This window comes from Photorhabdus antumapuensis (genome assembly GCF_020387775.1).
Lineage (GTDB): Bacteria > Pseudomonadota > Gammaproteobacteria > Enterobacterales > Enterobacteriaceae > Photorhabdus > Photorhabdus antumapuensis.
This window is the reverse complement of sequence record NZ_JAHZMK010000020.1, coordinates 2,144-2,564: the sequence shown is the minus strand read 5'-3', so window position 1 is coordinate 2,564 and position 421 is coordinate 2,144. Positions and strand designations below refer to the sequence as shown.

Annotated in this window: 1 protein-coding gene; it reads right to left on the bottom strand. The window is 59.6% G+C overall.

What is annotated here, in order from left to right:
* On the bottom strand, positions 1–421 hold a 421-nt coding region (locus KZ793_RS08170; RefSeq protein WP_225814903.1), incomplete at both ends, for a hypothetical protein.

Sequence of the window (421 nt, the reverse complement as noted above, 5' to 3'; positions counted from 1 at the left end):
GGTACCGCCACGGTTATTCAGCGTGTGGGTATTCAGCCGCCATTCACCGCTGCCGGTTTGGTTAATTTTCCCCTGCTGGTTAGAGATATCCGGCGTCGTGAGGTGGATTTCCCGCGCCACTAACTGGCCGCCGTCGTTGTTGAACTGGCCGGGGGTTTTCGCGCTAAAACGGTCGGCGTTGACCGTGGCGCGAGCGGTACTTATCCCGTGTTGACTGGCATTCAATTGAATCTGACTGGCGGCGGTCTGGCTGTCGCTCAGGTCAATTTGCTGACTGTGGACGGCCAGCGTATCGGTTGCCAGATTTTTCCCGCTGGCCTGAACGTGCTGCGCGGTCAGGGTCAATGAGCCGGGGCGGGTGGTGTTGCCCTTATCATCCAGTCCGGCGGCCCAGACGCTGTCATGGCTGCTGTGTATCGTG